Here is a 22,341-nt window from a genome sequence, read left to right on the forward strand (position 1 = left end):
TCCTGGCACATCAGCGCTCCGGAGCAGCTACGACACTCGTAAGCGTCGTTTTTGGATCGTGTGCGTGATCCTTGCGCGCCTCCTGCTGCCTGCTCCCACTCACCAGTCGGGCCAGCTTCTGTGCAAGCTTCATGCAGGGCTCGTCCACGAATGCCGTAAGCGTGAGCGAGGCCAGCCACACGAGAACAAGATAGATGACAAGCGTGATCAGCACGCCGAGGTGATAGTATCCGCCCGTGGGCCAGATGTCCCTGACGGAGGCAGGATGGATGGGCACAAGGAACAGGAAGATCCAGCACATGAAGGCATAGATGATAACCTGATGGACGCCGTAGATGGCATACGACTGACGGCCCAGTCGATTCAGGGAACGCTTTGTGAAAAAGCGCTGCAGCCAGGGCGAGAGCAGCAGGGCTGAGACCAGCAAGATGGCTCCCACAAGTCCCGGGCCCCTGGTGGTGAACAGCACATTGAAGTAGGGGAGATAACCTCCCAGCCAGTGATCAAAACCCTGTTCCAGATTGCCATGATCCATCTGAAGACCAATCAACAGCCCAAGGATGAAACATGCGGGAGCGATGCTGCGAATCCACTGCCATGAGGTAGGCAGGTGAAGGCTCTTGAACATGTCTGCCATCAAGGCGCCGAAGATGAAATTCACATACGGACCATCCCTCAGGACCCACGCCAGCACGGGATAGGTAAGCCATCGCGCCCAGCTTCCCCCCACGAGCATGGCCATGAGGTAGATGATGAAGGAACCCCACAACTCGATCCGGATGGTCCAGAACACCGGGCTGTACTGCACCGCCGTGGTGAATGCCATGGAGAGGTCCACAAAGAATCCCGCCGTGAGCTGGGGCGGCACGTGGCTGTTTGCAAAGTAGATACCGCTTTGCCTCAACAGCCAGACAAAAGTCATCACGACTGCGAGAACCCCGAACAACCGCACCGGCCTGCGAAGAAAGGCCTCCCTCGCCCGCGTCATGTCCACCGGGCCGGGACCCGCGAAAGGCAGGAAGAGCACGAAGCCACTGAGAACAAAAAAGGTGTCCACCGCAAACGCACCCGCGTTCATGAGTGATGCGAATGGCACATGGCGGTGAAGCGAGACGATGTCATACCACGCCTTCCCCTGGACCACGGGGTCATTGAGCTCCTGGTAGAAAAGCTCCACGAAGTGGGTAACCACTACCACGAGACAGGCAATGCCGCGCAACGCCTCAAGGTAAGCCAGCTTGCCTTCGCTGATGGGGTGGGTGTGGTAGTACCGGCGCACTTTTCCCCAGAGGAAAATCGCCGCACCAAGATAGATCGGCCAGCGCAGCCAGTGAGGGACGGGATGCGGAGTCCACAGTTCGTAGCGGGCCTGTTGGGGACCTTTGGAATGATCCGCATACGGTTGCACCCACATGGTCTTTTCCCCAAGCGAAAAGCGTCCTTCACCGGCCTGCGTGTCGGCCATGGAACTGAATGGGCCACGCAAGGCACGGCCGTCCTGCGTGAGGCGGAGTTGGCGCTTGAGATGCTCCAGCTCGGGCAGCGCTCCCGGATAGCGTGGCTTCACCATCTCAGGCAGATTGGTGCTGGCGGTAGCCACCTTGCAGGTGCGCCATTTGCCAAAGAGCCGCCCCGTGAGGTCTTGGGCTAGCACTACTGCCGCCACAACGAGCAAAAGCACGATGCCCACGCGCCGGGAACGCGAGGGCCGCGATGGAGAGCTCGAAGGTTCTGCTGTTAAGGGGGAATGCACCACCTCGCTGGTGCCGCATTCACAGACACCGCGCAAGACGTACCGCCTCCGTGCGCGAAAAAACTCTCGTCAGGAGGCGGTGGAGGTCAGGCAACCTGCATGGCGCTCAGGTCAGGTCAACTCAGTCCAAGGAGGGCAGGTCGATCCACTTGCGCTTCTCCCAGGATTCAAGGCCAGCCTCAGCGAGCTGCACGCCCTTGGCGCCCTCTCGCAGCGTCCAGCGGAAGGGGGCATCCGTGACCACATGCTTCAGGAACAGTTCCCACTGAATCTTGAAGGCGTTGTCATACGTGGTGGCATCCGGCACTTCCTGCCAGCCTCCGAAGAAGTTGATGGGCTGCTCGATATCCGGGTTCCATACGGGGCGGGGTGTGGTGCCTTGAGCCTGCACCCAACACTTGCGCAGACCCACGATGGCGGAGCCATGCGTGCCATCCACCTGCATGGTGAAAAGGTCATCGCGACGCACACGGACCGTCCATGAACTGTTGAACTGGCAAACCACACCCGTGTCCGTCTCAAAGGTGGCGTAGCACGCGTCATCCGAGGTGCAGGGATACACCTTGCCGCGCTCATCCCGACGCTCCGGCAGGTGCGTGGCGCCAAGGCAGCTCACGGACTTCACTTCACCGAAGAGATTATCCACCACGTATCGCCAGTGGCAGAGCATGTCCACGATGATGCCGCCGCCGTCTTCCTTGCGATAGTTCCACGAGGGACGCTGGGCGGGCTGGTCTTCATCCAAACCGGTGAAGACCCAATAGCCGAACTCACCGCGCACACTGAGAATCTTGCCGAAGAAGCCCTGATCGCGCAGCACCTTGAACTTGCGAATGCCCGGCAGCCAGAGCTTGTCCTGCACCACGCCATTCTTCACGCCTGCGTCTTCGCATACCTTCGCGAGACGAATCGCTTCCGCAGTCTCCACGGCAGTCGGCTTCTCGCAGTAGATGGCTTTGCCGGCTTTCACTGCCTTCTCCACGAAGCCCGCACGCTGCAGTGTGCCGGACGCATCGAAAAAGATTTCATAAGAAGGATCTGCCAACGCGGCATCGAGGTCCGTGGTGTACTTCGCCACGCCATGCTTCTGTGCCAGCGCACGGAGCTTGTCCTCATTGCGACCGGTGAGAATCGGATCCGGCATGATGGTGAGGTCATCATTCACCTTCAGACCACCCTGCTGGATGATGGCCAGGATGGAGCGGATAAGGTGCTGGTTCGTACCCATGCGTCCCGTGACGCCGTTCATGATGATGCCGATTCTGCGAGTTTCCATGATGTGTGAGGAGTTTGCTTAAAGGGGGGTGTAGTTGAATGCGATGCCCAGAGGAAGTTGTCTCATGATTTCTAAAGCTCCCTGGTCAACGCGGAGAATGGGCGCTTCGCAGTCGGTCATGCAACCAAGACAAATGTCGGCCACCACGTCACCTGAAATGATGGTGGAGAAGAAATCTCTATGAGGGCGGATTTGTTCCCAGATGTGCTGGATGTGGTTCTCCCACGACTCCGATTTTGGCAAAGGGGATTCCAGTTCCCACAGGTCATGCTTCCACAGCCAGTCAGGCGGCCCGTCTGGATAATGCTTTGTGTCTTTGAGGTGACTGTCCGTAGCTAGCAGGCCAGTCACCTCCGTGATCCTCTGGTGGAACGCTCCGGCGTTCCAGATACGAAGCGACACATTATACTTATAATTGTACTCAGCAGCCATGGGAACCCCTCAAGCCACATGCTCCTGGTAGGCCTTGGCGATCAGCTTCAGGTATTCCCCCTGGTCCATGTCCCAGTAGCGGGTGGAGAAGATCTCCACCTCGTTGTGCCCGCTGAAGCCTGAGGCTTCCACCCAGCCCTTGATCTTGCGAATGGGGATGCAGCCTTCACCCATCAGCCCACGGTCGTTCAAGATATCCGTGGTGGGTGTCTTCCAGTCACACACGTGGAAGGCGAAGAGGCGCTCCTTCTCAGCAGTGACTTTGATATTCGCCTCCAGGGCGTCATCCCACCAGACATGATAGACATCGACCGCGATGCCGAGTCCTTCAGGGGAGCCGAGCGCATCGCACACATCATTTGCCTGCTTCGTGGTATTGATGGCCGAGCGATCATCCGCGTACATGGGATGCAGCGGTTCAATGGCCAGCTTCACCCCGGCTTTTGTAGCGAAGGGCAGCACGGCGGCGATGCCATCCGCGATTTGCTTGCGCGACTCCTCCAGCGGCTGACCGGGGACGGCGCCGCAGACCAGCACAATCAGTGGAGCGCCCAGTGCCTGCGCTTCCTCAATGGCTCGCATGTTATCCTCGATGGCAGCTTGCCTCCGCGATGGGGACGGCGCGGGAAAGAAGCCACCACGACACAGGCTCACGATCTCCAGTCCGGCATCGCGCAGCATGGCGCCGGCCTTCTTGGGATCCTGGCCTTGCAGGTGCTGGCGCCACACGGTGATGCCTGTGGCTCCCACCGTGGGGTAATGTTTCGCGCAGTCCTCCAGGGACCACGGCTTGGTCGTCATGGTGTGAATGCAGAAGCGGGGCAGCGGTGTGGACGGCTTCATGATGCAGCAAGCTTAACGGACCGCCTGTAGAACGCGATCATCCTCAGTAGCACAAATTCGACATCCCGATTCCTCCGTGCTATAGCATTCCAGAGCCCCAGCCACGCCTCCGTATGAAGAACTACCGTCCGCTGCTCATTCAGGACCTCAATCTCCAGATGCCGGGACTCAAGATCCTGCGCCTGCGCCTGAACCGGCATCTCCCTGAGGCCCGCTGGAATGAGCACTCGCACGAGCATGACCAGGTGCTCATCTACCTGAATGGTCGCGGCCAGCAACGGGTGGAGGGGACGCTTTTCACCGCAGGGCCCGGTACGGTGATTCACATTCCTCCGGGCAAGCCCCATGCCTTTGAGCAGCATGCTACCCGCCCTCCGCTGTGTCTTGTGCTGGACGTCGAAATGGGCACCGGGCGTGGCGTGTCTCACACCTGTGACCAGCTCACGGCGGATCAACTTGCAGAAACCAAGGCACGTCTCAGCACTCTCTTCCGCCACCAACAGATCGAGCGGCGTGAGATGAGCTTCCGTGTGGCAGCGGTCGTGCTGGACGTACTAGACATGGCACTCAAGGCCATCGGCTGGCTCACCCCAGTGAATCGCTTCAGCACGTCGCGACACTTCTCCATCTCGAAGCGTGTGGAGCGCCTGCTGGAGTCCAAGGACGGCGCGGAAGTGACTCTGGAGGAGATCTCCAAGCACACTGGCTATCAACACGATCACCTCAATCGCCTCCTGCGCACTGAGTGTGGTCTCACCCTGGGACAACTCCGCTCCCGCACGCGCCTGAAGCGCGCCGTGGCCCTGCTGGCCGAGGACCTGACCATTCAGGAAGTGGGTGAGAAGATCGGCATCCTCGACGCGAACTACTTCGCACGCTGGTTCCGCCAACAAACCGGCGTGAGCCCCAGCGAGTGGAAGCGAAATCCTCGCGAGCTGGGGGCGTAGGTCGTTTTGGAGACGGAGTGTGGAACTGTTCCTTCCACTTGCGTCATACCCATGGCTTTGCCAACGGTACGGTTCCTTCCCACACCCAGATTTGATGCACCACATCACAAGTAGCAACTGCGACACGACCGGCAACAGCCTTCCGGATGCTGTGCGGCAGTTGCGCCGTGATGTTCTGTGGGCCGCCAGCCGTGAGAAGCAAGTGACCACGCACGTGGATCTGCAGTCCGATGCCTTCGATCACGAGGTGAGGGGATTTCATCTGCTGGAAGCACTGCCGGATGGAAGGTGCTTCCGCTGGATGAGCTCATACGCGGACTTCCTGCTCAAGGTGAGCGCACCTTCGCTCGCCATCGAAATCCGTAGCGGTGTGGCAAAAAATGAGCTCACCGTGCTCATCCAGGGCAACGAGGTGAAGTCGCTGCCGCTTACCTTTGATTGGCAGTCCGCTGAAATCGATCTCCTGCCCTATGCGGGCAGGGAAGTCCGGGTGGAACTGCGCACCAGCTGCGTGGTGGCGGCTCCTGGTGACCCTCGCGAGCTTTCTGTCCAGGTCGCCCGGCTCACCACGGGAGGGCAGGGGAGTATTCGCGCGGTAGACGACGATGGAGTAGCGAAGCAGAAAAGCCCCCAGCAGAGAGCAGGCTGGTGTCATCCTCCGCTTCCGGAACTGCCGACCTTTTCCCGTGAGGTGTTCGAGCGTGTAAGCACTGCATCCGCTCCTGGATCGCCTGCGCCTTCTTCGGTGCTGCTGGCCGTGAAGTTCTTCCGTCCCTTCGACCCAACCAGTGAAGAGATGCTTTCCATGGCCTCGCTGCTGCGGCAATCCGGCCTGCGAGTACACTTGGTCGCTGAGCAGGTGCACGAGTCCTTTCTCCCTCACATTTCTTCCGTGGAGAAAATCGCAACGCAGGTACGCGAGGAGAACAGCATTCTCATTCTCCACCACGGCACTTCGTGGGACTACGGGAAGCGGCTCATGCAGCACAGCCGGGCACGGATCAAGATGCTCCGGTACCACAATGTCTCGAAGTCAGAGACGTTCTTAAAATATCCGGCCGGCTATCTTGAGCCGACCATTGCAGGCCGTTTCGAGACGACAGATCTCATCCCGCACGCCACCCATCTCACCGCACCCGCGTTTTCAGCTCTGGGAGATCTGCTCGCCTGTGGTGCGCCTCCGGAGAAGCTACTGCACTTGCCGTTTCTTCATGATTTGGAGAAACTTGATGGAGAGCAATCGGGAGCCGTTCCCGCGGAACTGCGCAACAGCCGTGCATCCCTGAAGATGCTGGTGCTGGGTCGTCAGCTACCCTCCAAGGGGCTGCATCATTGCCTGCTGGCTCTCGCGCACTACCGCCGCATTTACGGTGATGGTATCAGCATGCATTTCGTGGGATCGCGGAATGCGCTGCATGGCCGCTACATCCAGGAGTTGGAACTGCTGGTGGAGGAGCACGCTCTCGCAGGCATGGTGACCTTCACTTCAGAAGTGAACCGCACCGGGGTGGCATCGTGGCTGCGGCACTGCGACGCCTTGCTCACCATGAGCGAGTCCGAAGCGGCGTGCATTCCCATCTTTGAGGCAGGCTGGTTCGGCAAGCCCATCCTGGGATATCAGTGCGGCGGCAAGACGGAGCACGCCGGACCGGGGCAGCTTCTGTTTGAGTCGCTCGATCCCGCGCTTCACGCGGAAGCATGGCACAGACTGGTCCAGGAGCCGGAGTTGCGCACCACACTCGGCGCCCTCGCAAGACAACACGTCCGTCAGCACTTCAGCACCGCGAAGATTCACGCGCGCTTCCTGGAAGTGATCCGACTGATGTCGACGGAGAGAGCCTAGACGCGGAACAATGGCGACGCGTTACGCGGCGCGACTGAGCAATCCCTCCGCCACGGGGCGGAAATGACCGTCGAGCGTAATGGCTTCACGAATCGCCCCTTCCTCCAGCAGCAGATTCGCGCGCCATTCGTAGCGCAGCACGTAGGCTGCACCCGGTTCGCGCATCCCACTGGCAGGAGTCGTGCCGAGGACTTCATGCCCCAGGTGATCACGAGAGAGATCCGTGAGTGCGGTGCCGAACTGTTCCGCCAGGATGGTGTACACCCCGTCACGAGCTGCGACCTTGGCCTCAAGCTCGGCTTCGTTCAGCGCATGCACCTTTGCCTCGTCCTCCAACGCCTCAGGCAGCCGCTGCACCAGATACGTCTCTGTTGCGGCGGCACCGGCTTCGGTGGCGGGAACCTGGTGTACCAGCGGAACCTCGTAGTGCGTCCATCCCTCCAGGCCCATGAGCGCGGAGCGCGTGATGGGAATCGCCAGATCATGCACGGGATTGTAGAACTCCATCGCATCTGAACACACGCAGGCGGGTCCTTTCTCCTTGAGGATCTCACGCACCTGATCTGCCACGCCTTGGAAGTAGGCCACATCGCGCTGGAGCAGCCGGTCATAGAACTCCTTCTCCGCGTGGTTGAGAAACACCGCACGGTCGAGGAGGCCGATTCTCGACAGTCCCTGACGCGTCTGCTCCACCCGGTCTTCACCGCCACCGTCCGTCAGAAAAATCATCCAGGGCTTCGTGCGCTGGACCAGCCCGTAGACTGCCAGTTCGTGATTGGGATGACTGAAAACGAAAACCGTGGGAGAAGGGAGGGATGACACCTGAGAGACGGGGTGAAGATTTCTTCAATAGCGTCGCAATGGTTCAAAAAGTCAATCATCCGCATGGGGACAAAAGACTCACGCCGCGACGTCCATCCCGGTGAAGGCAGGTGCAGCAACTAGGGTGCCCCTTCCTTCGCACTTCCCACGTACAGCGCATACACACTCGCCTTGCTGTTCGCCGGGAAATTCACCCGCAGAGCCACCGCCTTGCCCTTGGGGAGCTCACTGCTCTTCAGCTTCGGCCAGGTGACAGCACCGCGCAGCGATTCCGTGGAGATGACCGCTGCGTTTTCACCCGAGTAGTCGGGTAGGGGACGGTCGAGATCATCGAGCAACTCAATTGTCACAGGCGACTCCCGCGTCACGCCTGCCACATTGATGTGCACCGGCTGCGCTTCATCTGAGGCTGCGAGGGCCTTGGTCACGAAGTGCGCCGCAGTCGCGGGCACATGCTGGGTGAAATAGCCAAACCCATCCCGACGCCAGGTCGCGAGGCCGATCTCCATGTTGCGGAACTGGCCTTCACTGTCCCAGTGGGAGTACCACACATAGGTCTTGTCACCCACGTTGGCAAAGGCATGACCCTGCAGCAGCGAGATGCAGTCCCAGTCCTTGCCTTCTTCACCACGGGGAATCATCGCGAAGTCCGTGACCGGCTCGCGGAATTTCACGCCGTCATTGCTCACGACCATGCCGAGGCTCATGCGCAGGCCCCAGAAGTAGTTCTTGTCCTTGGGACGCTCCTTCGGTCCGTGCTGCCACATGCCGTAGAAGCCCACGAGCACATTGCCGCGATTCCAGATGCCCGCGCCCATGTGGGTCTGCGAGCCCTCCAGCGGCTTCTCATTCGTGATGTACTGGATGGGTCGCATGAAGGACGTGGCCTTTGCTTGGGACCAATGGTCGAAGTCGGGAGAGCGATAAGCGAGCATCACGCGGCCAATGTCCTTGCCGTCCATGTGCCAGACCCATGGCGAGATGAGCTGGCCGGTGGCATAGTAGAACTTGCCGAAGCGATAGAGCCCGCTCACCTCGAAGCGTTCGCCCGCGCTGTTCATGGGGCGGTCACCTACTACTTTCCATGTCAGACCATCCGCACTGGTCGCACAGATGAAAGCTCCCCAGCGCGATTCATTCGGACCAATCGGCGTGCGTCCACCGCGCACGTCCTCAAAGGGCGGATGGGCGATATACGCGCACTTGTAGCGCCTCTCGGGATTCGGGTCTTCCGGTTCATACAACACCGTGAGGAAGTCATTCACCCGCGTGAGGGAATACGGATCACCTTCCACGAGGCAGATGTTGTTCTTCTTGTTTCCGTTGAGCTCCACCAGGTTGAGCTCAGGTTTCGTCCAGTGAACGCCATCCGTGCTCTCTGCGTAGCACATGGGCCGCCACCATCCCGGTGCCTGGTACTTCTCAATCTTCCGCTGCATCATGCCGAGGTACCACATGCGGAATTTCTTCCCGTCATGCATCACGGTTCCATACAGGACGGCATGGCCAAAGTCGGGCGAACCCTCCGGACCACAACGCAGCACCGGGTTCTCCGGGTGCTTTTCACCCTGCACCAGATTCACATGCAGGTTGTGCCTCCAGGGAATCGACTCGTCGTCGAAGGGAAAGAGCACCTGTTCATCAGCGTGTGCCGTGTGCAGCGCGCCGGCCGTGAACAGCAGACAGAGCAGGGAGGAGAGGCGTGTCATTTGTGTTGGCTTTCTAAGGTGGTGGTGGTGTTCTCGGAAAGTTTTGCCATGTGGTGGAAATTCCAATCTCCCGCGAGGTCCGCGCTGACTGGGGGAATGGCGTGGCTATCGTTTCGGGGCCGTACGTGTTCGTGGTGCCTTCTTGGCAACAGCGCTCGCACGCTTGGGCCTGGCTGCGGCTTTATTGGACGTTCGTTCTGACATCGGCGGTTTGCGGTGGGGATCCAGATGCCCCTCCATGATCCGCTCCGCCTGCGCCACATGTCCCCGGCGCAGTGCAGTCACGATCTGCCGGTGCTCATCAAGTGTGCGCTTCGCCACGGCCGCATCATGCCGGTAGCGCTGGCGCACATCGCGGAAGAACTCCTCCAGCAGCCTGCCGAACTGGATGAGAAAGCGATTGTGACTGGCTCCCAGCAGTGCCTGATGAAAGGCCGCGTCACTCTCGGTGGGTGCGAATCCCTGCGCATGGTCATGCTCCATCTGCGCATTCGCCTCTTCCATCCGTTGGAAATCTTCATCCGTGGCATTCGCTGCGGCGAGGCGCAGCACCCCCAGTTCGATGGTACGCCGCGCCTCGTACATCTCGATGGCATCCTCATCCGTGCGCAGCCACAGGGCCTGGGTCACTTCCCCCAGCAGGGAGAGATCCACCGCCTGGATGACGGAGCCACGCTTCGGTCGACGCTCCAGGGCGCCAATCATCTCCAGAGACTTCAGTGCCTCACGCACCGTGTTGCGACCTACGCGGAGGTCATGCGCCAGCTCACGCTCCGTGGGGAGCTTGTCCTCGGGGCCGAGGCCTCGCGAGGAGATGTTCTCCAGCAGGCTGCGCAGCACCTGACGGCTCAGAGGTTGATACTCCACAGGCTTGGGCTTCTTCATCACCATGGCCAGAAGTACATTAGTAGGACCAAAGAACTTTCATCAATGTTTGGACTTCAGGAGGTCGCCGTCATCTGCGGCGCTCAACTGCAGAGTCGTCTCGTGACCTTGCCCCGAGCTTGCAGGCGTGATTAAATCCTGCGGTGTTCCACCTTGCACGAAGCGCTTTGGAGTGCGTGTGCGAAGCACCGCTTTTGCAAGCGTGTAACGTCCAGTAATCCCCCTGAGCTCAGCAGAGGCTTTCCTTTGCTTTGGAGGATTCACGGTGCCCCTCACCGATGAACTCACGAGACGCGCATCTCAATATACATACGCAAACTCATTCGAGTTCAGCAGCACGAGGCACACCTCCGCGAGCCCGCGCGTGTTCGCATCCACGTCGCTCATCTTCTTGTCCGGCACGAAGTTCTCATACACGTGCAGGCGCTCGGAAAATGAAAACTTCTCTCCTGTATTCTCTTCCACCGCTTCACGAATAATTTCCTTCGGACGTGTGCTCGGAGCCAGGGAAGTGCCTGCGTGTTTTGCAGTCATCTGGTCCCAGTGCGTCAACAGCAGGGCGGTGCGTGCGTCATCCGGTGTCGCACCTGTTGTGAGCAGGTTGGCGCGCTGCAGAGCGACTTTGCGGTCGCCATTCGTCTCCTTCAGCACCCGCAACGCCAGAGCCACAGCGCGGTCATACGTGGCCTCGCTGTTGAAGAGGCTGAAGACCTGTGGCGTCACATTGCTGGCATCACGCGCTTCACATGAGAACTCCGGTGAGGGTTCGTTGAAGACTTCCATGAAGGGATCGGCGAGCCCGCGAATCTTCAGTGCATAGATGCTGCGGCGATGACGCTGCTCGGGCAGGGCATTCGGCTGCCAGGCAGCGGCGAAGGTGCCCATCACCTGACGTGGTTGCAGCGCTGCTTCCAGGTTGATTTCCGGGCGCACGGGGATGCCGCCCATGGTCACGTTCAGTTCTCCCGAGGCGGAGAGCATGCTGTCGCGCAGTTCTTCCGCACGCAGGCGTCGCGGCATGAAGGCCGCATAGCTCACGCCTTCCGGATCCTTCTTCACCAACAACTCGCGATCCGGATGCTGCGCGCTGCGACGATACGCATCGCTGGACATGATGAGGCGGTGCATCGCCTTGAGGGACCACCCCTTCGCCACGAATTCACCCGCGAGCCAGTCGAGCATCTCGGGATGTGTGGGCTTCTTGCCCGTGCCGCCGAAGTTGTTCGGATTGCCCGCGATGGCCTTGCCAAAGTGCCACTGCCAGATGCGGTTCACCATGGTGCGCGTGGTGAGCGCGTTCTGCGGTGAGGCAATCCACTTCGCGAGATCCAGACGTCTGCCTGCGATGTCACCCGTGATCGTCGTCCGATGTCCCCAGGATTCCGCTGCGGCTGAGAGCACACCGGGCGCCACCCTCTCCTTCGGCGAGAAAGGGTCGCCACCTCCGAGGATGCTCGTCTCCTCCAGTTCGCCTGTGGTCATGCGATTCGGCGGCATGCGCAGTGGCGCCGACACGGATTTCATTTCCGGCGTACGCCCACTGTACACGCTGAAAGCAATGGGTTCATACCGCTCCGTCTCCCACTTCAGTCGCTCCAGCCCTTTGCGGGCCACGCGATCCATGCCGTAGTCTTCCGTGTTGAACCCTGCATGGCGAGGCGGGAGTTGGTCTTCGGGAATGCCCTGCTGCATCAGCTTGTTGCGCGCCTCGTCATAGCCACCGCGCTGGCGCTTTGCCTTGCCCTTCTTGTTGCCAGTTGCAGTAGCCTCCCCAGTCGCGGGGTTCTTCACCTCAGCCAGCGCTTTTTCAAAGGGCGCCGGATCGCGCTTCTTCTCCGCATACCATTGTCGCGCGGCGGCGGCGGACTTCTCGCTCAGTCGGGCCAGTGTCGCCAGATGTTCCTGCTCACGCAGACGCAGTGTTTTGATTTCCTCAAAGCCCTGCACGTTCTCCGCTGGCAGGAACGGCGCCGCACGCTCCACAAGTTGCGTGGTCGAGAAACAAGCTTGCATCGCATAGTAGTCGCGCGTGGGGATGGGGTCGAACTTGTGATCATGGCACCGCGCGCACTGCAGCGTGTGCCCCATGAAAGCCTGGCCTACGATGTCTGTGACATCATCCAAGAAGCGCTGGCGGGCCACCTTCGCCACTTCCATGCCGGTGAGTTCCCACGGACCCATGCGCAGGAAGCCCGGCGCGATGTATAGCTCAGACGCAGCAGCATCCTTGTTCTGCTCTGCGATCTCATCCCCGGCAATCTGCTCCAGGATGAACTGGTCATACGGCTTGTCCGCATTGAACGAGCGAATGACGTAGTCGCGATACCGCCACGCATTGCCGCGCTCGTAGTCATTGGCAAAACCAGAGGAGTCCGCATAGCGCGCCACATCCAGCCAGTGCCGGCCCCAGTGCTCGCCATAATGTGGGCTCGCCAGCAAGCGCTCCACCACCTTGGCAAACGCTTCCTTCTCCAGCAGTGGATCTTTCACGAATGCCTCCACCTCCTCCGGTGAGGGCGGCAGCCCAATCAAGTCATACGAGGCCCGGCGAATCAGCGTCCTGCGGTCCGCCAACGGCGCAGGTGTCACACCCAGCGTCTTCATCTTCGCATTGATGAACCCATCCACCGTATGGATTTCCCTCGCCCCTTCATTTGAAATCTCAAATCTCAAATCTGAAATCTTCAGCGGCTGGTACGCCCAGAGATCCTCAGCCTTGTAGCGGCGATTCGTCCAATCCACCGAGAGCCCGCCGCTTGTCTTCATCGGCACACCATCCGCGGATTCCCACGCGTGCTTCTGCAGGTCCGCCAGCTTCTTGTCATCTGGCCACGGTGCACCATCGGCCACCCACTTGCGCACCGTTTCAATCTGCTCCGCCGTGAGCTTGTCGTTTTCCTTCGGCGGCATCGCGAGATCCTCGTCTTCGCGCGTCACCACCTTCATGAGCAGGCTCTTCGCCGGGTCCTTCGGCACGAAACCCGCCTCGCCACTGTCTCCACCGGCGAGCATCGCCTCACGCGTGCGCATGTCCAGCCCACCCTTGAACTTCTTCGGGTCATCACCGTGGCAGGCCAGGCACTTCTCCTTGAAGAGGGGCAGCACCTTCTGCACATAGTGTTTCTCCGCGTCCTCAGTGCTGGCTGCGGCGACGCTGATCGGAAGTGCCAGGCCCAGTGCGGTGGCATGAAGGAGCAAAGCCGTGGATCTCGGAATCATGGCTGGAGAGCTTGTCTGATGCGCCCGATAACGAAGGCACTACCGCGATCATTGCGGCTTTCCGATCTCAAACATCTGGCGAATCGCCGCGGGATCGAGGGCGACGCTGTAGATGAGGAACTCATCCAGGCAGCCGTTGAGATTGCGTACGGGGAACTGGTGTTCCTTCGTCGGCAGGCCCCAGTTGCCCATCTCACACGCGCCGTACACAATCTTGCGACCCGGCTGGTAGAGTGGGGAAATCTCGCGGCTCACTTCGCGTCCATCCACGAACTGCACGGCTTCACCGCTGCAGTTGTCATACGTCACCACGAGCTGGTGCCACCGACCGAGCTTCGACTTCGTGAAGACCACGGGCGAGTAGTAGATCTGGTTCACCTTCTTCTCCGAGTTTCCGTCATCCGGATAGGCGATGGAGAACATCATTCTCCCATCCTCCAGAATCTGCCAGTGCGGCTCGCCAGTTTCATAGCCATCGGTGAGGAGCAGCGCATTGTAGCGGCGGTCGAGTCCATCCACCTTCACCCAGCAGGCGAAGGTGAGCGCTTCATACTCGCCATCCAGCTTCATGCGCACGCGGTCCCCGGGGCGCTTGAATTCCAGCGCGTCCTTCATCGGCCAGCGGCCTTGCGTCCAGCGGGCGCCCACCGCGCCACCATTGCGGGACTTATCATTGCCAGCCGCGTTGTTCACCAGGCGGTCCCAGTCCTGCCAGTGGCGGAAAAGGTAGCAGGCCACCAGGCGCGGATCGCTCTTGGTCTGCTGCGACCAGGTGCTCCACTCATCATAACGGAGGCGCGCCATCTTGCCCGCGAGATCCTTCAGATCATCAATGCTCGCGAAGTCCGCCGGGGCCGCATCCATCGGAGAGTAGAGCGCTCCCATGCGCTTCAGACCCATGCCTTCCGTCAGGCTCACCATCTTGCCCGTTTCAGGATGGGCTTCCACTTCACCCTCGAAGACATGCACCTCGCCTTCGCCCTTTGCACTGTCCACATGCACGCCGAATTCCGTGCCCAGGTCCACCAGCTTCATGCCGGGCGTGAGCAGTCTGAAACCCTGTGCGGGCGGTGGCACGCGCACGCGCGCCTTTCCATCCGTGCAGATGGCTTCCCACGGCGACACGATTTCCAGCACGGCAGGTCCTTCCAGCAGGAGCTGCGCTCCGCTGAAGAACTCAATCTGTGCCAGGCCACAGCCCAGCTCGAAGCGGCCCGCATTCAGCGTATCGCCAGCGCGCATGGGTGGGGGATTGTCCAGCCATTCCGTGTTCCACTGATTCGTGATGATGGCGCAGCCGCGATCTGTCTCCTCCGTGGCAGATGCGAGTGCAGGTCCGATGCTGTCACCCTGCAGCACCAGGCCACCCTGGCTGCCAGAATTGCCGCGATTCATCAAGGCAAAGGCCGCAATACCCAGCACCGCGAGTGCTGCCGCTGCCGCCCACGGTACCCATGCTGCGACACGACGCTTTGTCGCGTGCCGGCTCTGCGAGGTGCCGCCTTCCGGTTGCCACGCATTCAGCGAGGCCGCCACGCTGGCCTGTTCACGCAGCAGCGAGTCGAGATTCACCTCCCAGCGCAGTTTTTTGCGCACGTCGGGTTCACTGCGGAGCACGAGTTCCAGCTCCGCAAACTCCTCCTTGGACAGGCTCTGATTGAGCCAGCCGGCAATGAGGAAGTCTGTCCTGCTTTGATTCATCACGCGTGAGCCTCCTTGCGCATGTGCTTCTCCGCGCATTCCAGCAGCGACGCACGGAGACGCTGGATTGTCTTGTAGAAGGCCTGGGCGCTCTTGCCCGCCTTCTCTGCCACCTCATGAAATTTCACGCCGGGCTGATACGCCAGATGCAGCAGCTCTTTCTGGCGTGGATCGAGTTTCTCCAGGCACTTGCAAAGGGCCAGACGATGCGCCTCCAGCGTGTCCGTCTCCTCCAGGGACTCTTCCGCCAGCAAGTCGAGAATCTCGTCATTGAAGACAAGGCGATCACGCGACATGCGGCGCAGATGCTTCAGCGATTCGAATCGCGCAATCGCCGCCGACCACGCCATGAAGTTCGTGCCCCGGTCGAACTGGTCAAACTTCCGCCACGCCACGATGCTGGTCTCCTGCATCACCTCGTCCACATCATCCCAGTCCGGCAGCAGACTCCTCAGGAAGCCACGAAGCCGGCCCTCATGAGCCACAAAGAGACGCACAAAAGCCTCATAGGTCTCCGGCGGAGCCTCTATCTCGATGCGGGGAGTGGAGGGAGTGTCTTCAGGCATGCCCCAGTGTACCACCGGGGGTAGCATTTTTGGACGAGAAATCGCGTGCAAACCTGGTGTGACGGTAAGCGGTGCGACGGTAGGACGGTCAGTGAGGCAGTTCGTTCCTGACCATGTTTGCTGTTCTCATTAGAATGGGATGCAGCTTGGGGTAGTTGATATCGGTAGGGATAAGTGGTTGGGAACCGTTGGCCTGTAGTTCTTAAAGAGCTAATCGACCAATTTGTGTGATTGGCGCGGGCGGCGATGTGAGGAGCCGCCCGTGTTCTCTAATTGAGGGTTACGGATTGCTGAGAGCGGACCCTCGACTGAGGTCCACAGGAAGAACTAGGAGGCGGCCCACTTTGGCTCCTTGATTTTGGATAACCTTCTCTGCCCAATTCAGCAATTCTCCGGCGGAGACGTTTGTCTCGGCGAAGAAGCAGGTGTAGGGGAGGTTCGGATTGCCGTAACCGGGAGGAGAGCTGTCGGCAGGGTAGTAGGTGGTGCGGGCACCTTCTGCAAGGAAGGCGTTATGGACTCGTTTGTTGTCGTGGCCGTCGCGAGCCACTTCGTCGAGATCGTAGGAGATGAGGTAGGTAGACATTGTATGGCGATGGATTTGTTCTTATGAACAACGTACCGGATGAACAGTTCTTAGGGTTGTTGTTTGCACATGCATGGGAGACGGTGAGCAGTCCGACGGCGGCGGCGTGGGAGGCCAATCTTCGTTGCTTAGACGTAAGGACCTGAAGGACAGTAAGATAAGAGTAGCTGCGCTCCCACCGCTCACCGCTCACCGCCGTACCGTCGCACCGCGCCCCCACCACCAGCGGAAGAGGTTCCGCACCTCCGCATAGCGCACCTCTTCTGAGGACGCGCCGAGTATGGTAACAATCAGCCGCACGCCATTCTGCTCACCTCGGGCGATGAGGCAGTATCCGGCAAGATTCGTCATGCCGGTCTTCACGCCATCGTAGTTGCCAAGCTTGAGCAGTTGGTTGGAGTTCTCCCAGGTGATCTCGCGGGTCTTCGTCGTGGTTCCCGGCAGCAGGACCTTGCCCGTGTATTTCTGCGTCTTCACGACCTCGGCAAATGCGGGGTCCTTCATCGCGGCAACGGCGAGGATGACGAGGTCGCGCGCTGTGGTGGTGGGGTCTTTGTCCTCGCCGCCATCACCATAGGATTGGCGGTAGACCGTGTTCTTCATGCCAAGGCGGATGGCTTCACGGTTCATCTCCGCGATGAAATTGGCACGCGTGCGAAATCCGGGGGTCAGCACACTGTCGGGGGTCTCCTTGCCGGGAGGCTGCAGGCGCGCATGGAAATGCTCGGCAAACGCATTCCCCATGTCATTGCCGGAGGGAAGCAGGAGCCCGCGCAGGCCATCGCGAACCGAGATCTTCTCGCCAGCCTTCACACCCGCAGTCGAGCCGGCCGTGGCATCGGCGAGCTTGGAAATGGTCACCATCTCATCCAGCACCGCCGGGTCCTTCTTCGCCAGCTCCAGGATCACATGTGCACACATTGCCTTTGTGGTGCTCGCGGACTTGAGCTTCTCATCCGGCTGGTGGGACGCCAGCACCTCTCCCGTGTTTCCATCCGCAATCACCCAGGCCTTCGCTGTGGTGATGGGCGGCGTGGAGAGGTCTTCAGCTGCGAACAGGGCAGGGGAGCGTAGCAGCAGGACGCAGACGACGAGAAGTTCGGGCAGGCAGAGCTTCATGGATAAGTGGCACTATCGAAGACGAATGTTCCGTCTCCGGCAAGACCCGATGACTAACGAGAGAGGGTTCTGTTCGCCTTTTCTTGGGCGCGGCTGTCTTTTAAGACTCGCAGCAACGTGGCCTCGGGTTCGCGAATTTCCTCCTTGCCGGCGTCTTTGCGAGCAATCAGCGCATCGAGTGCGCTCTGCCACTGGGCCATGCTGAAATCGCTCTTCTCTAGTGGGAGACCGATGCCATGTGCCACACCGCCCAGGCTTTCGGTGCCGAACACCGTGTAGTACAGGCGGGACTCGACCGGTTCATCTTTGGCATGCACCACCAGTTCGTAGAGCGAATCCAACACCTCTCCAGGTTGGTCGGAGGGCTTGAGATGATTGACTACGGTGCCCTGGCCGGTGGTAGTTCTAACACCTGAGCGCTTCGCTGCCAATGCTTGGGCATTCTCGCGCATTGTCCGTTGCACGCGTGTCTTCACCGTTGTGCCTGCCACATATGGCCAAGCGATCACGACCAACATGGAGGCAATGGCTGCCAAGATCGCCAGTTTCCAAAATTTGTGAAGGTGGTGAGCTGTTTGGGAACGGGCCTGTTCACTCATGGCGCATGGGCAAGATTAATACTGCATCAAATAGAGAGCCGGACTACAACGAGAACTTTAATCAGCCTCGAGAGTAGAGTAATTTCGGGGGTGACTGTACACCTGTGTCACGCTGGGTCGAACGAAAAAGTCACCAGCTCCGTAAAAACTCATCTGCCTGTCAGGCCCGCGTGAAGAAATATTCTTCACGCCCTTTGGAGAACCTGGCCCGGTTGCCGACCGGAGGGAGGCACTGATCTGAAGGGTAATGAAGTATATATACATACTTTCCTTTAGGGTTGTGTGTATATATACTTCATTACCCTCAGCACCCGGGTTCGGGGAGAGAGGGAAGAGGAATGTTCACGGTAAAAAAACAGGTGTGAACATATCATTCCTGAGAAACGCGGAAGCCAGACGATAAGCCTGCCTGCCGCAACAGCTCCATGGTCAAAACCAGTGGACAGTCTTCCGGCTCTTGGCTTTGATACGAGTCCCCCCATGAAAATCGCCGCAGCCTCCGTCCTGTTGTTCCTTTTGTGCACCGCTCCGTTCGCGGTGGCAGACCAGGAGATGGGTCCGTTCCCCCACGTAACGGTCGCTCCATCGCAAGACCACTTTTTCAAGATGATACCGGCGAAGTGGCGCTATGAGAACAACACACCTGTAAAGGAAAAAGACGCATGGGGCGTTGCCTATAAGCTCGGGAAAGATGGCGAGTTCGTGGAGCTGTGGAGAACGGAAGGCTGGTATGCCTCCCAGGTCTTTCTGTCTGATGATGGACGGTATCTCGTGCGCATGGGAGTGTGGCCCCGGACCAATGAAGAATACACGGACGTGGCCGTGGCATTCTACGACCGCGGCAAGCTTTTAAAGTCTTACGAGGTGTGTGACCTCATCAAGCGCCCGCATCGCATCGAGCACTCCGTGAGCCACTATTGGTGGATGCCCAAGGAGCAGACGGTTCCCAATGGCATCATGAGAGAATTGTATCCAGGAAGCTTCCTTGGGAGTGACTACTCCCAGGGGGACTTTTTTCATCTCGTGCTGCTCGACAAGACGGCCTACCGCTTTGACCTGGCCACGGGAGACATCATCTCCACCGAAACCGATCCCGGCGCCAGAAGCGATCGGGAAATCTTTGCTGCGATGAGGGCTGTAGAGAAGGAAAGGGGGGAAGACTTGTATGGCAAATGGTCCCAGCGAACAGTCTATGAGAATCATTTCACGGCCTCAGAAATCAGGGCAGGCGACTGGTATGTCAGCGGAGTGTGGTTCGACGGAGCGAACTGGGACGCAAATCTGACACCCAAGAAGAACTATGGACGGGATTGCATGGTTGAGGCCGTCTTCCCGATATCAAAAAAGGGAGACATTGAGGTCACGATCACTCCGCAAGAGATTGACGAAGCCTTTTCCAGCGCATTGCGACATCCCTACGTCGCGGCTCGATTTAAAGGCGGTGCCACCGGAATCCGGCTGCGCATCACCGGGGAGCGTCTCCAGTGGAATACTCCGGAACTGGAGAAATGGCTGAAGCAGACACGCGGCGCTGCTCCCAAGGATACCGAACTGCGCCACTGGGCCTACGTTCTCATTGATGAAGACCGTGCATGTACCACCTGCTACCTCCATACGAAAACCGGCGAGCTACTGTATGAGGATGAGTCTACCCCCTGGCCGTACTCTACGGTCTTGCTCGATGCGAAGGGCGAGCGTATCACGTCAGTGGGCGGAGCTGAAGCCAAGCAGTGAAATGTTGATTCCCTGCGTGGTGGAATGCCAGGGTGGGAAGGGAAGACAAATCATGGACCAAGTACCCGAATCTTCGCTCTCGAATATCGTACTATGAAATTCTTAGCCTCACGTGTTTTGGCTGCATTGCTGGTTCTGGTATCGCACCTTCATGCCGATAGCGAAGCGGCGCCCTTCCCCTGGTTTACCACGTCGTACAACAGGCTCTGGCTCTTCAAAATGGTGCCGGGAAGCGGGCACATGGATGGTGAAAAGTATGTGTGGGATAAACTTCCAGAAGGCACTGTCTACAAGATGGACGAGCGGGGCAACCTGCTGGAGTGGTGGAAAACGGAGGGCTGGTACACCTTCAATGCCTACCTCTCTGATGACGGCCGGTTCCTGGTACGCATGGGGCCGTGGGCCAGTGATGAAGAACATCTGTCCGATTTGGCCCTCGCATTCTACGACAAGGGAAAACTACTCAAAGAATACCGGGTGAGTGAACTGCTTCGAAATCCTGGCTCCATACAGCTTACTTCGGGACACTACTTTTGGCAGCCAGCGAGCCAGACCAAGCCAGATCGCCTTCGCGGGCGCAAGTTCTACCTGACCACCATCGAAAAAACTACTTACACCTTCGCCTTGGAGACTGGGGACATCGTGGCCACAGGCACTGACCCAGGCGCGAAGAACTATGCGGAGGATTGGGAAGAGGAGAACGCCAGTTCAGAAAAGCGGGGAGCTGCGCTGTTCGGCAAGTGGCCGCTGAAGGAAACTTTTGAGAGCCAGTTCTCCTTCTCGCGCATCGGTGTGGACACACGCAGCCTGCCGGATGATGGCGGCACGGTCACCCACTGGAGCGCCATCATGACTCCTCATAAGAGCTATGCGCATGCGTGTTGCGTGGACGCCGCGTTCCTCGTGTCTGAGACCGGAGACATCCGGGCATTCATCACCCCCGAAGAGATTGATCAGGCATTCACCTGCGTCATGGAGCATCCCTTGATTGCACAGTCATTCAAAGGCCTTGCCGGGGAATTTCGAATGGACGTTTCCGGCGACCGCTTGCATCGAGACACGGGGGAGTTGCGTGAGTGGCTGAAGAAGGCAGGTGGTCCGCCACTGAATGACGAAGATATTCGTTCGTGGGTGAAAATAGTAGTGCAGTTCAGGGATGTTGTACCGAACTCAGGCATTTTATATCTCAACACCCGCACCAGGCAGGTGCTCTATGTTGGCAACGGTGCCCATTGGCCCAGCACCCCAGTGATGTTCGGTGCAGAATCCATCCATAAGGCGCAAAGGTGAAGTCGCGCAACGCCAGGACGTGAGGAGATTTTGCTATGGAGTGAAGAATGAATGAGATATGCAACCACTCGACCGCATTCCCCTTGCATGACCATTACCTCCGACATCACCGCTTCAGACCTCCGCGCGCTCTACTGGCGTGTCATGCTGCCGGAGAGGCTGCGGCTGGGCTTTGCGATTTCCCTCCCGGGGTTCGTCATGTGGTTGTGTCTCGCAGGAGCCAGGGGTCCTGAATTCATCCTGGTCCTCCAGTACTTCGGGATGCTCTGCTCCTGGTTGTTCGTGGCACTCTCTTTCAGTTTCCTTTGGACATACCTCGCCAGTCGCAAGCAGTGGGAAAGCTGGATGCAGGCCGCAGGAAAGTACACCTACGAGTGGGCGGACAGACAGCTCACCGTGACGGAAGCCGGGGGGCGTCGCGAGTTTCCCACCCACACCATCAAGTCCGTGGAGGACACGCCGGAGCATGTCTTCATCATCATGCGGAAGGGGCCGCACTATGTCATCGCCAGGAGCAGTCTCACTGCGGACGAAGAGGAGGCTGTGAGGTCATTCAGGGAGGCGGTGGCCTTTGCCAGTCTGCACGTGGACATGCTCCATAAAAATCAAATGCCCAGAGAGGAGGCCATTTCCAAATTCAATGCGGCGCGCTGGTTGGCGGTGGGTTTTGCGTTGGTACTTCCTTTTACCCTTGGCGTGGGGGGATGGCTCCCAGTGAGGTCCATGGTGACGGCCTCTCTATGTGCCGTGGTGGTGCTGTCCAGCGCCCTGGGCTCATGGCGCGGCAGGCAGCGGACTTTTTTGGTAGTGATCTTTGCCGTGTGGATTCTTGGTCCGTCCATCGCGGGAGTACGTGAGGAGTCTTTTCGTAGTGATTGGTATCTTCAGTGGCTGTGCCTCACTGGACTCTTGTCCACCTTGCCTCTGCTCATCTTTTCCCGTTTCTTCCGCCGCCTTGGAAAGCTGGATGAGGCTGAAGTCGCCTGAGAGCGGCTGGGCTCGAGACAGCTGCACTTT

General features: G+C 59.2%; 18 protein-coding genes. 5 read left to right on the forward strand and 13 right to left on the reverse strand.

The annotated features are described in order from the left end of the window. Positions 1-10 precede the first annotated feature (10 nt). The 4 genes from G5S37_RS13785 to G5S37_RS13800 all read right to left on the reverse strand — a co-directional run bounded on the left by G5S37_RS13785 (position 11) and on the right by G5S37_RS13800 (position 4,304). A complete protein-coding gene (locus tag G5S37_RS13785) occupies positions 11-1,681 on the reverse strand; it encodes an acyltransferase (RefSeq protein WP_165204842.1) in 1,671 nt (556 codons plus the stop codon). A 193-nt stretch (positions 1,682-1,874) separates the two neighbouring features. Further along, entirely contained in the window at positions 1,875-3,029 is a 1,155-nt protein-coding gene (locus G5S37_RS13790) for a Gfo/Idh/MocA family oxidoreductase (protein WP_165204844.1), read from the reverse strand. Between the two features lie 18 nt (positions 3,030-3,047). Next, a complete protein-coding gene (locus G5S37_RS13795) occupies positions 3,048-3,461 on the reverse strand; it encodes a DUF4279 domain-containing protein (protein ID WP_165204846.1) in 414 nt (137 codons plus the stop codon). Positions 3,462-3,470: 9 nt separating this feature from the next. Beyond that, the gene (locus G5S37_RS13800; protein WP_240914869.1) at positions 3,471-4,304 is read right to left on the reverse strand and encodes a sugar phosphate isomerase/epimerase family protein; all 834 of its coding nucleotides are present in this window, start codon (positions 4,302-4,304) and stop codon (positions 3,471-3,473) included. Positions 4,305-4,417: 113 nt separating this feature from the next. Between G5S37_RS13800 and G5S37_RS13805 the strand changes: the two genes are divergently transcribed. After that, on the forward strand, positions 4,418-5,251 hold the full coding sequence (locus tag G5S37_RS13805) for an AraC family transcriptional regulator (protein ID WP_165204848.1): 834 nt from the start codon (positions 4,418-4,420) through the stop codon (positions 5,249-5,251). Between the two features lie 94 nt (positions 5,252-5,345). Continuing rightward, positions 5,346-7,094 carry a glycosyltransferase gene (locus tag G5S37_RS13810; RefSeq protein WP_165204850.1) on the forward strand — a complete coding sequence of 583 codons (1,749 nt, stop codon included), beginning with the start codon at positions 5,346-5,348 and terminating at the stop codon, positions 7,092-7,094. Between the two features lie 21 nt (positions 7,095-7,115). Here the strand turns inward: G5S37_RS13810 and G5S37_RS13815 are convergent, their stop codons facing one another. The 9 genes from G5S37_RS13815 to G5S37_RS13855 all read right to left on the reverse strand — a co-directional run bounded on the left by G5S37_RS13815 (position 7,116) and on the right by G5S37_RS13855 (position 18,300). Then, on the reverse strand, positions 7,116-7,823 hold the full coding sequence (locus G5S37_RS13815) for a hypothetical protein (RefSeq protein WP_165204852.1): 708 nt from the start codon (positions 7,821-7,823) through the stop codon (positions 7,116-7,118). Between the two features lie 212 nt (positions 7,824-8,035). Then, positions 8,036-9,625 (reverse strand): hypothetical protein, encoded by a 1,590-nt coding sequence (locus G5S37_RS13820; RefSeq protein WP_165204854.1) that lies wholly within the window; start codon positions 9,623-9,625, stop codon positions 8,036-8,038. A gap of 105 nt (positions 9,626-9,730) precedes the next feature. Next, on the reverse strand, positions 9,731-10,510 hold the full coding sequence (locus tag G5S37_RS13825) for a FadR/GntR family transcriptional regulator (RefSeq protein ID WP_165204856.1): 780 nt from the start codon (positions 10,508-10,510) through the stop codon (positions 9,731-9,733). 300 nt (positions 10,511-10,810) lie between these two features. Then, a complete protein-coding gene (locus G5S37_RS13830; RefSeq protein WP_165204858.1) occupies positions 10,811-13,729 on the reverse strand; it encodes a DUF1549 domain-containing protein in 2,919 nt (972 codons plus the stop codon). Positions 13,730-13,777: 48 nt separating this feature from the next. After that, the gene (locus tag G5S37_RS13835; RefSeq protein ID WP_165204860.1) at positions 13,778-15,430 is read right to left on the reverse strand and encodes a LamG-like jellyroll fold domain-containing protein; all 1,653 of its coding nucleotides are present in this window, start codon (positions 15,428-15,430) and stop codon (positions 13,778-13,780) included. Next, positions 15,430-15,996, reverse strand: coding sequence for a sigma-70 family RNA polymerase sigma factor (locus G5S37_RS13840; protein ID WP_165204862.1), 567 nt, complete (start codon positions 15,994-15,996; stop codon positions 15,430-15,432). Before G5S37_RS13840 ends, G5S37_RS13835 begins: the two co-directional genes overlap by 1 nt. Before the next feature lie 280 nt (positions 15,997-16,276). Continuing rightward, the gene (locus G5S37_RS13845) at positions 16,277-16,582 is read right to left on the reverse strand and encodes a hypothetical protein (RefSeq protein ID WP_165204864.1); all 306 of its coding nucleotides are present in this window, start codon (positions 16,580-16,582) and stop codon (positions 16,277-16,279) included. 189 nt (positions 16,583-16,771) lie between these two features. Next, positions 16,772-17,701: a D-alanyl-D-alanine carboxypeptidase gene (locus G5S37_RS13850; protein WP_165204866.1), complete on the reverse strand. Its 930-nt coding sequence runs from the start codon at positions 17,699-17,701 to the stop codon at positions 16,772-16,774. Positions 17,702-17,754: 53 nt separating this feature from the next. Continuing rightward, a complete protein-coding gene (locus G5S37_RS13855) occupies positions 17,755-18,300 on the reverse strand; it encodes a hypothetical protein (RefSeq protein ID WP_165204868.1) in 546 nt (181 codons plus the stop codon). A 480-nt stretch (positions 18,301-18,780) separates the two neighbouring features. Here G5S37_RS13855 and G5S37_RS13860 point away from each other — a divergent pair, with 480 nt between their 5' ends. From G5S37_RS13860 to G5S37_RS13870, 3 genes are all read left to right on the forward strand, one after another. Further along, positions 18,781-20,034 (forward strand): hypothetical protein, encoded by a 1,254-nt coding sequence (locus tag G5S37_RS13860; RefSeq protein ID WP_165204869.1) that lies wholly within the window; start codon positions 18,781-18,783, stop codon positions 20,032-20,034. Between the two features lie 93 nt (positions 20,035-20,127). Continuing rightward, positions 20,128-21,324, forward strand: a complete 1,197-nt coding sequence (locus G5S37_RS13865) for a hypothetical protein (RefSeq protein WP_165204871.1) — start codon at positions 20,128-20,130, stop codon at positions 21,322-21,324. Between the two features lie 87 nt (positions 21,325-21,411). Beyond that, positions 21,412-22,311, forward strand: coding sequence for a YcxB family protein (locus G5S37_RS13870; protein ID WP_165204873.1), 900 nt, complete (start codon positions 21,412-21,414; stop codon positions 22,309-22,311). The last annotated feature ends 30 nt before the right edge of the window (positions 22,312-22,341 follow it).

This window comes from Roseimicrobium sp. ORNL1 (assembly GCF_011044495.1).
GTDB lineage: Bacteria > Verrucomicrobiota > Verrucomicrobiia > Verrucomicrobiales > Verrucomicrobiaceae > Roseimicrobium.

What these genes read in the sequence shown, in the direction of transcription:
- G5S37_RS13870 (WP_165204873.1), top strand. Translation starts at nt 21,412, where the DNA reads ATGACCATTACCTCCGACATCACCGCTTCAGACCTCCGCGCGCTCTAC.
- G5S37_RS13805 (WP_165204848.1), top strand. Translation starts at nt 4,418, where the DNA reads ATGAAGAACTACCGTCCGCTGCTCATTCAGGACCTCAATCTCCAGATG.
- G5S37_RS13815 (WP_165204852.1), bottom strand. Translation starts at nt 7,823, where the DNA reads ATGATTTTTCTGACGGACGGTGGCGGTGAAGACCGGGTGGAGCAGACG.
- G5S37_RS13835 (WP_165204860.1), bottom strand. Translation starts at nt 15,430, where the DNA reads ATGAATCAAAGCAGGACAGACTTCCTCATTGCCGGCTGGCTCAATCAG.
- G5S37_RS13810 (WP_165204850.1), top strand. Translation starts at nt 5,346, where the DNA reads ATGCACCACATCACAAGTAGCAACTGCGACACGACCGGCAACAGCCTT.
- G5S37_RS13865 (WP_165204871.1), top strand. Translation starts at nt 20,128, where the DNA reads ATGAAATTCTTAGCCTCACGTGTTTTGGCTGCATTGCTGGTTCTGGTA.
- G5S37_RS13830 (WP_165204858.1), bottom strand. Translation starts at nt 13,729, where the DNA reads ATGATTCCGAGATCCACGGCTTTGCTCCTTCATGCCACCGCACTGGGC.
- G5S37_RS13845 (WP_165204864.1), bottom strand. Translation starts at nt 16,582, where the DNA reads ATGTCTACCTACCTCATCTCCTACGATCTCGACGAAGTGGCTCGCGAC.
- G5S37_RS13860 (WP_165204869.1), top strand. Translation starts at nt 18,781, where the DNA reads ATGAAAATCGCCGCAGCCTCCGTCCTGTTGTTCCTTTTGTGCACCGCT.
- G5S37_RS13855 (WP_165204868.1), bottom strand. Translation starts at nt 18,300, where the DNA reads ATGAGTGAACAGGCCCGTTCCCAAACAGCTCACCACCTTCACAAATTT.
- G5S37_RS13820 (WP_165204854.1), bottom strand. Translation starts at nt 9,625, where the DNA reads ATGACACGCCTCTCCTCCCTGCTCTGTCTGCTGTTCACGGCCGGCGCG.
- G5S37_RS13850 (WP_165204866.1), bottom strand. Translation starts at nt 17,701, where the DNA reads ATGAAGCTCTGCCTGCCCGAACTTCTCGTCGTCTGCGTCCTGCTGCTA.
- G5S37_RS13800 (WP_240914869.1), bottom strand. Translation starts at nt 4,304, where the DNA reads ATGAAGCCGTCCACACCGCTGCCCCGCTTCTGCATTCACACCATGACG.
- G5S37_RS13790 (WP_165204844.1), bottom strand. Translation starts at nt 3,029, where the DNA reads ATGGAAACTCGCAGAATCGGCATCATCATGAACGGCGTCACGGGACGC.
- G5S37_RS13825 (WP_165204856.1), bottom strand. Translation starts at nt 10,510, where the DNA reads ATGAAGAAGCCCAAGCCTGTGGAGTATCAACCTCTGAGCCGTCAGGTG.
- G5S37_RS13840 (WP_165204862.1), bottom strand. Translation starts at nt 15,996, where the DNA reads ATGCCTGAAGACACTCCCTCCACTCCCCGCATCGAGATAGAGGCTCCG.
- G5S37_RS13795 (WP_165204846.1), bottom strand. Translation starts at nt 3,461, where the DNA reads ATGGCTGCTGAGTACAATTATAAGTATAATGTGTCGCTTCGTATCTGG.